1 protein-coding gene is annotated in these 472 nt (G+C 64.2%); it reads left to right on the top strand.

Annotated elements, in window-relative coordinates:
- Positions 1-58 precede the first annotated feature (58 nt).
- A partial coding sequence (locus tag EOD15_RS35390; RefSeq protein ID WP_127409395.1) for a DUF374 domain-containing protein occupies positions 59-472 on the top strand: 414 nt, incomplete at its 3' end.

The raw sequence follows: 472 nt of genomic DNA, 5'->3' as shown, positions 1-472 counted from the left end.
TCGTCGTTCATCTGCACCGGCTGCTGGACCCCGACAACAAGGCTGCCGGTTGACTTCGATGGAGCATGACCTGGCGAAAGGGCCAGCAAGCGATGCCGCGCCCACGGGCAGGGGACGCAGCCGCACGACCAAGGCGTTCTGGCGCAAGATTCGCCAACCGCTGGCGCAGTCGCGATTCGTCAAGAACGCAATCGCCAGCCTGTTCGCCCAGTTCGTCCGCTTCGTGCGCCTCACCAATCGCGTCGTCGAGGGATCGGCACGGTTTTCGGGCGGTGCCTATACCGAGTTCGAGCCTGGCATCATCGCCTTGTGGCACGGCCAGCATCTGCTGACGCCGGCCTATTACCCCAAGCGCAAGCCGCTGGTCGCCATGGTTTCGCGCAGCGCCGATGCAGAGCTCAACGCTTTGATGCTGGAAAAATTCGGCATCGAGGCGGTGCGCGGCTCCGGTGGGCGGGAAAATGCCAGGCAC

The sequence above is a fragment of the Mesorhizobium sp. M7A.T.Ca.US.000.02.2.1 genome (assembly GCF_003996995.1).
Lineage (GTDB): Bacteria > Pseudomonadota > Alphaproteobacteria > Rhizobiales > Rhizobiaceae > Mesorhizobium.
This window is presented reverse-complemented; position numbering and strand designations above follow the sequence as displayed.